11 protein-coding genes are annotated in these 6,300 nt (G+C 66.5%); 10 read left to right on the top strand and 1 reads right to left on the bottom strand.

The window, feature by feature from the left end; all coding sequences use genetic code 11:
* Positions 1–65 precede the first annotated feature (65 nt).
* Genes E1292_RS35335 through E1292_RS35325 form a run of 3 tightly spaced genes read left to right on the top strand, consistent with a single transcriptional unit; the run spans position 66 to position 2,157 of the window.
* Entirely contained in the window at positions 66–425 is a 360-nt protein-coding gene (locus tag E1292_RS35335; RefSeq protein WP_132601452.1) for a YraN family protein, read from the top strand.
* Positions 426–701 (top strand): magnesium chelatase domain-containing protein, encoded by a 276-nt coding sequence (locus tag E1292_RS35330; RefSeq protein ID WP_439331928.1) that lies wholly within the window; start codon positions 426–428, stop codon positions 699–701.
* A gap of 4 nt (positions 702–705) precedes the next feature.
* On the top strand, positions 706–2,157 hold the full coding sequence (locus E1292_RS35325) for a recombinase family protein (RefSeq protein ID WP_165974899.1): 1,452 nt from the start codon (positions 706–708) through the stop codon (positions 2,155–2,157).
* On the opposite strand, the gene E1292_RS35320 is transcribed toward E1292_RS35325, so the two are convergent.
* Complete coding sequence (locus tag E1292_RS35320; protein WP_132601446.1) at positions 2,154–2,738, bottom strand: hypothetical protein; 585 nt, start codon at positions 2,736–2,738, stop codon at positions 2,154–2,156. The two genes, E1292_RS35325 and E1292_RS35320, sit on opposite strands and share 4 nt — an antisense overlap.
* A 119-nt stretch (positions 2,739–2,857) precedes the next feature.
* Here E1292_RS35320 and E1292_RS35315 point away from each other — a divergent pair, with 119 nt between their 5' ends.
* Genes E1292_RS35315 through E1292_RS35290 form a run of 7 tightly spaced genes read left to right on the top strand, consistent with a single transcriptional unit; the run spans position 2,858 to position 6,294 of the window.
* The gene (locus E1292_RS35315) at positions 2,858–3,034 is read left to right on the top strand and encodes a helix-turn-helix domain-containing protein (protein ID WP_132601443.1); all 177 of its coding nucleotides are present in this window, start codon (positions 2,858–2,860) and stop codon (positions 3,032–3,034) included.
* Entirely contained in the window at positions 3,034–3,165 is a 132-nt protein-coding gene (locus tag E1292_RS55170) for a hypothetical protein (protein WP_281284111.1), read from the top strand. The genes E1292_RS35315 and E1292_RS55170 overlap by 1 nt, the downstream gene beginning before the upstream one ends.
* Positions 3,155–3,511: a hypothetical protein gene (locus E1292_RS35310; RefSeq protein ID WP_132601440.1), complete on the top strand. Its 357-nt coding sequence runs from the start codon at positions 3,155–3,157 to the stop codon at positions 3,509–3,511. Before E1292_RS55170 ends, E1292_RS35310 begins: the two co-directional genes overlap by 11 nt.
* Entirely contained in the window at positions 3,508–4,305 is a 798-nt protein-coding gene (locus E1292_RS35305; RefSeq protein ID WP_132601437.1) for a bifunctional DNA primase/polymerase, read from the top strand. Before E1292_RS35310 ends, E1292_RS35305 begins: the two co-directional genes overlap by 4 nt.
* Positions 4,302–5,588, top strand: coding sequence for an AAA family ATPase (locus E1292_RS35300; protein WP_132601434.1), 1,287 nt, complete (start codon positions 4,302–4,304; stop codon positions 5,586–5,588). Before E1292_RS35305 ends, E1292_RS35300 begins: the two co-directional genes overlap by 4 nt.
* A gap of 13 nt (positions 5,589–5,601) precedes the next feature.
* On the top strand, positions 5,602–5,916 hold the full coding sequence (locus tag E1292_RS35295; protein WP_132601431.1) for a hypothetical protein: 315 nt from the start codon (positions 5,602–5,604) through the stop codon (positions 5,914–5,916).
* Positions 5,917–5,958: 42 nt separating this feature from the next.
* Positions 5,959–6,294, top strand: coding sequence for a helix-turn-helix domain-containing protein (locus E1292_RS35290; RefSeq protein WP_132601428.1), 336 nt, complete (start codon positions 5,959–5,961; stop codon positions 6,292–6,294).
* Positions 6,295–6,300: the final 6 nt, after the last annotated feature.

The following is a 6,300-nucleotide window of genomic DNA, read 5'->3' as shown; positions in this document are numbered from 1 at the left end:
GCCGACCTCGCCCCACCCCCCCATCCACGAGAGTCGGTGCCCGACCAGCCAGACGGAGGTGGCACATGCCCGCAAACAAGAGACTCGACCTCGGCAGACAAGGCGAGCAGCTAGCCGTGACCTACCTGGAGGCGCAGGGGATGAAAGTGATCGAGCGCAACTGGCGCTGCCGTCACGGCGAGATCGACGTCATCGCCGAAGAAGGCTCCTGCCTGATCGTCGTCGAGGTCAAGACACGATCGGGCACGTCCCACGGCACAGCCCTGGAGGGCGTCAGCCGGGCCAAGCTGGCCCGCCTCCACACGCTGGCGGCGAAATGGCTGGCCACGCAGCAGCGCACCTTCAACACCGTGCGCGTGGACGTGATCGCCCTTGAGCGCTTCGGCGGCGATTTCGCGCTGCGCCACGTACGGGGGGCGATCTAGATGGCCGTGGCCCGCACCCGCAGCGTGGCCGTCGTCGGAGTCGCCGGGCGCACCGTCGAGGTCGAGGCCGACGTGGGCAACGGACTGGCGGGCATCCACCTCATCGGCCTTCCCGACACCGCGCTCAGCGAGGCCCGCGACCGAGTCAGGTCGGCGGTCGTCAACAGCGGTTATCCCTGGCCGGATGCCCGCATCATCGTCAGCCTCTTCCCTGCCAGCCTGCCCAAACGCGGGTCCCAGTTCGATCTAGCGGATGTCAACATGTGGCATGCTTAACTCTATGCAACGTGACGCGATCATCTACGTCCGCATCTCTCGAGACCGCATCGGCGCAGGTCTAGGCGTTGAACGGCAGCGAGCCGACTGCGAAAACCTCGCTCAAAGACTCGGGTGGAACGTCGTCGCCGTCTATGACGACAACGACATGTCCGCGTACAGCGGCAAGCCCCGGCCCGGGTACCGGCGCATGCTCGAGGACCTCAAGGCCGGCGCCGCGACCGCCGTACTCGCCTGGCACACCGACAGGCTCCACAGGTCGCCCACCGAACTGGAGGAGTACATCAAAGTCATGGAACGCCACGGCGTCGAGACACAGACTGTGAAAGCTGGCCAGATCGACCTGTCCACGCCAACCGGCCTGCTGATCGCCCGTACCCTTGGCAACTTCGCACGATTCGAGGTGGACCACATGAGCGAGCGGCAGCAGGCGAAGAAGGTCCAGAAGGCCGGAGCCGGGCAGTGGCTCGGCGGGCGCCGCCCGTTCGGCTACGAGGCAGACGGCGTGACCATTCGGCCGAGCGAGGCGGCCGAACTGGAGAGCAAGACAGACGAGCTGCTCGCGGGCGTGAGCGTCAATGCCGTGGTCCGGGACTGGAACACGCGCGGGGTGACCACCACCACGGGCGGCAAGTGGACGGGCAACGCGGTGCGGCGCGTTCTGCTGCGCCCACGGAACGCCGGACTGATGGAGCACCGCGGCGAAGTCGTGGGGAGCGCCGAATGGCCCGCGGTCGTCGAGGAGACGAAATGGCGTGCGCTCGTGGCACTCCTCAACGACCCGTCCCGGCGTACGTCGCCAGGACCGCAACGCCGTTGGCTTGGGTCCGGCCTGTACGAGTGCGGTGTGTGCGGCGAGGCGGCAGAGCGCTCGACCGTGGTGGCCGCCACCGCCGGCATGGGCAAGGGAGAGAACCGCACGACCGTACCGAGCTACCGGTGTTCCAAGACTCGCGGGCACATCGCGCGCAACCCGTTCCACCTCGACCGGTACGTCTCGATGGTGGCCGTCGAGTGGCTGTCACGGCCTGGCGCAGTCGAGGCGCTGGAGGGCCCGCGGGATGACAAGGCGGCGCGGGCTCGCATCCTGGAGCGTGAGACGTTGCGTTTGCGCGATGAAGAGGCCGCCGAGATGTACGCGGCCGGCCAGATGACCAGAGCGCAGCTCGTCAAGGCCAACGAAACGACAGCGCTACGCCGGGCCGAGCTCAACCAGGCGGACGCTGCCGCGGCTCGCTCGACGGCCTTGGCGCCGTTCCGGCAGGGCGCTCCCGCGCAAGCCGTATGGGATGGGCTGGACCTCGACCGAAAGCGCGCGGTCGTGGCGGAGATCATGCGTGTGATCATCCTGCCGAGCAAGCTTGGACGCCCGGACGGTTGGACGCCCGAGCGTGGCGCGACGTGGGGTTACTTCGACCCGAAGTTCGTCAGGATCGAGTGGAAGGTGTCGGGCTAGCTTCTCCGCCGACCGTCTGTGACCTCTGGCAGCAAGCCAAGGTCACGGGCCTTTCTGATGTAGTTGCCGGCCATCCGAGGGCTTACGTCGAACGCCCGTTGAACGGCCTGTGTCGGGTTTTGGCCGGCGTTCTCGCTGTAGATCGCGGCTACCTCTTCGAGGAATGCCTGAGTGATCTTTCGCGCCCCCTTGCCTTTGCGCGTCTCGGCGATGGCTCGCACAGTCTCAATGTGCGGCCGTTCGCCCGCCTCCTTGACGGCCGTGATGCTGCCGTCCTCTTCCAGGATGATCCGGGTCGCAAAGGCGGCAAACACTTCCTCGACCATCTCGGCAACGCCGATTGCACGTAGGTCGAGCTGCTTCACCTCTCGACCGTCCTCAACGCTCGAGATGGTGATCTCGCGGCATTGGGGAATCCCGTCGACGACTTCCAGGCGTGCAGCAAGGCGAGGCTGCCCGCCTGCGCCCGGCAGAACCACATTGATGGCTTGCGGGAGGAGCCTGTCCCCCACTCTCACCTGTAGCGTTCCCGCCGCCGTTTCGGCATACCCCGTTGAAAAGTGGATGCGCGTCTTCAGCACGCCCCCAAGCTAGCACCTTTACGGTTCGGCATAAGTGCATACCTATGTCTGCACTCAAGTCTGCAACATGCGGTACGCTCGCCATGCACGCAATTCCCGTGTTGTGACTGGAGAGGCGTATGTCCCCTTACCTGCTGTCCAAGGAAGTCGCCGAGCGCTTCCGCGTAGACCCGTCCACCGTGAGGCGGTGGCTCAAGTCCGGCCGGATCAGCGGACACCGCTACGGCCGCGACTGGCGTATCCCGTCGTCCGAGGTCGCCCGCATGGAGGCCGAGGCTCGCGGAGAGGCCGCCTGATGTTCGACATGGCCGCGCACGTGAAGACGCTCGTCGACCAGGCGCCGCAGCCGAGCCCCGAGCAGATCGCGCGCCTGCGCCTGATCCTCTGTGGCTCGCACATGAAGGAGGAGGGGGCGAATGCCGCCTAACACGAAAAAAGGCGGTGCCGGGACCGCGAATCCCGAACACCGCCCGCACACCCATCAGGGCGTTAACGACAAGAACAAGGTAGCCGAAGTGGGCGAGAACCGCAGCACTCTTGGCCGACAGACTCCCATTGCCCGGTTCCTGCTCGTCCACGAGAACCGGCCCGGCCGGCGGACCGCAGACGCGATTCCGCTCGACCACTGCCCGGTGTGTGGCTACCAGTCCTCGCACAAGACGGCGTGGCCGCCGCAGGAGACCATTACCAAGGCGTGTACGGCCTGCGGTTACCGCGACCAGTTCGCCACGATCGCCGTCAAGGCCGGGTCTCGCAGGCGGAGGTCCGCGTGACGAACCCGATGCTCGCCGCCGCGCTGGCCATCATCGCCCAGGGTGGGCGGGCCCTGATCTGTGAGCCGGACGGCAAAGCTCCGATCACGCGGTTCCTGCCGAACGGGGTCCTCAACGCCACGAACAACCCTGAGTTGGCCTCACGGTGGTGGAGGCACGAGCCGGACGGGAACGTCGCGGCGGCCACCGGTCACCCTTGGTATGACGTGCTCGACGTCGACGTCAAGCCGGACGGCAACGGCTGGCCGGCGTTCAACCGACTCAAGGCCGCAGGCCTGCTGCCTGCACCGCTCTTCGTGAACGGCACACCCTCGGGCGGCATCCACGCGGGCTACGTCGGCACCAACCAGGCGTGCGGGTCGCTCCGCAAGCACAAGCTCGACTTCAAGGCGGCGGGCGGGTACATCCTGGTGCCGCCGTCTGTCGTCGAGGGCAGGCCGTACACGCTCATCTCCGAGCGTCCCCACGCCCGGAACCAACTCAACTGGAGCGCGGTGCGACAGTTCCTCGACCCGCCCAAGCCCCGCGATTACTCCAGCGGAGTGAGCAATAGACGCTCAACTGGCGTGAGCAATGGCATCCCCGGCCTGGCCGCGTGGCTGGCCGGCAAGACAAAGCCAGGCCGCAATCAGGCGTTGTTCTGGGCCGCGTGCCGGGCCGTCGAGAACGGCGCCACCGAGCAAGAGCTACATGAGCTGTACCGGTCGATGCAGCTCGGCAACGGATTCGACGAGCGACAGGCCGCGCGCACGGTGGTTGACGCGTTCCGCATCACGAACAGGAGGAGCGCGTGACCGACACCGAGCCGTTCAAGCCGCCCACGAATGTGACAGTGTCGCAAATGGATACCGGCCCTGAACAGGCAAAAGGACACTGTGACACTTCGGACACAGGTCTATTGGCGGGTCTGCGTACGGGCAAGTGGCTCGACGAGCAGGAGTTCGAGCCGATCCATGAGGTCGTGCCTGGCCTGATCCCCGCCGGCCTGGTGCTGTTCGTCGGCAAGCCCAAGATCGGCAAGTCGTGGGCGATGGGAAACATCCTGCTGTCCGCCGCCGCGGGCAAGCCTGCTCTCGGCGGGATCCCGACCGGTGACGAACAGACCGTCATGTACTTCGCGCTGGAGGATGGCGACCGGCGCATGCAGTCTCGCTGCCGGGCCATCCTCGGCGAGGGCGTGGCGATCCCCAGCCTGTTCAACTACCTGACGGTGGTGCCGCCTGGTCGGATCGTCCAGACCATCGAGGCGTTCATGGCCAGCTACCCGGAGACGACGTTGCTTGTGCTCGACACGCTCGGCAAGGTCATGCCGAACGCCGCCCCGGGCGAGAGTGCGTACCAGCGTGACTACCGGATCGGGAGCCAGCTCAAGCGGATCGCCGACGAGTACCCCAAGCTCGCCCTCGTCGTCATCCACCACGACCGCAAGGCAGAGTCGGGCGACTTCATCGACGCCGTGAGCGGCACGCAGGGCCTTGCCGGATCGGCGGACACGATCATCCTCCTGTCCCGCAAGCGCGGCACCAACGACGGCCTGATCCGGGTCACCGGACGGGACGTGGCGGAGGGGGAGTACGCCGTCACGATGAAGGAAGGCCGCTTCTGGACGATCGACGGCAAGGACCTCAGCGAGGCCGCGGAGAAGGCCCGCCAGCGCGAGCAGGCCGCCCGCCTATCCAAGACGTCCAGCACGATTCTCGACTACGTGAGCGAGCACCCCGAGGGTGTCCAGGCCAAGGATGTTGCCGAGCGGTTCGGCAAGGACGCTCGCAAGTACCTGGAGCGGCAGTACAAGGCAGGTCGGCTCCTCAGGCCCGAGCGCGGCCTGTACCTCGTACCGCCTGTGTCCAAAGTGTCCGAACCGTCCAAACCGCAGGTCAGCGACCCTGCCGATTGTGACACTGTCCAAAACGACGTCCACGAGCGTCAGCTTCAAGTGCCCGGCACTCCGCCGGTGAAGGCTCCGCCCCAGCCGCGCCGTGAGCCTGATCCGAACTCCTGTACCGAGTGCGGCTACCTACTCGATCCCGCCGCCGTTGCCGCCGGTCGCACCATGCACCCCGGATGCCAGGACTAAGGAGAACCACCTCATGACCGAGAGCCGGTCGGTACAGGCCGCAGCGAAGCTCATGAACATCTCCGAGCGATCCGTCCGGCACGCCATGTTCGTTCGCAAGCACGGCATTCCCGAGCTTGAGCAAATGGTCATGGCCGGCACGCTCACGATCTCCGCCGCCGCCATGCTCGCGGAGGAGACCCCCGAGCGACAGCGCGAGGTCATTGCCACCACTCCGCCGCGCAAGATCCGGGCGCTTCTCACTCGGGAACGTCCGGCAAATGTGCCGGAACCCGACCCGTGCCCGCACTGCAACGGCACCGGCCGCAAGACCGAGGAAACTCCATGACCTTCATGACGCCCGACGCCTGATGCGCAGGTACGGCGGCGAGTGATCCACCCGCACAACCAGCAACAGGCCAGCGTCTCCGACGAGACGCTGGCCTTGCTGCGTCGCCTCCGAATCCAGTACCGCGACCGGCCGGCCGTGTACCGAGATCTGCTATGGATCACCGGTATCGCCAGCGCTACCGAACTGGTGTGCGGAAACGAGTACGAGTCAAACTCGACCTTGTCAACACAGCAGGCGGCAGACCTGACCGGGCTCAAGCCCGTGACCATCCGCAAAGCCTGCGCAGAGAAGCGGCTCCACGGCACCAAAGACGGCCGAGACTGGCGCATCACCCGCGCCGCCCTCGCCGAATGGATGGCACGCCGGGCCGCCTAACCCGAA

The sequence above is a fragment of the Nonomuraea deserti genome (assembly GCF_004348685.1).
Lineage (GTDB): Bacteria > Actinomycetota > Actinomycetes > Streptosporangiales > Streptosporangiaceae > Nonomuraea > Nonomuraea deserti.
Note: the sequence above shows the minus strand (reverse complement) of the source record. Positions and strands in the feature narration are given on the sequence as shown.

Bases quoted from the DNA above. Each gene is read 5' to 3' on its own strand.
- E1292_RS35335 (WP_132601452.1), top strand. From the start codon at position 66: ATGCCCGCAAACAAGAGACTCGACCTCGGCAGACAAGGCGAGCAGCTA.
- E1292_RS35330 (WP_439331928.1), top strand. From the start codon at position 426: ATGGCCGTGGCCCGCACCCGCAGCGTGGCCGTCGTCGGAGTCGCCGGG.
- E1292_RS35325 (WP_165974899.1), top strand. From the start codon at position 706: ATGCAACGTGACGCGATCATCTACGTCCGCATCTCTCGAGACCGCATC.
- E1292_RS35315 (WP_132601443.1), top strand. From the start codon at position 2,858: ATGTCCCCTTACCTGCTGTCCAAGGAAGTCGCCGAGCGCTTCCGCGTA.
- E1292_RS55170 (WP_281284111.1), top strand. From the start codon at position 3,034: ATGTTCGACATGGCCGCGCACGTGAAGACGCTCGTCGACCAGGCGCCG.
- E1292_RS35310 (WP_132601440.1), top strand. From the start codon at position 3,155: ATGCCGCCTAACACGAAAAAAGGCGGTGCCGGGACCGCGAATCCCGAA.
- E1292_RS35295 (WP_132601431.1), top strand. From the start codon at position 5,602: ATGACCGAGAGCCGGTCGGTACAGGCCGCAGCGAAGCTCATGAACATC.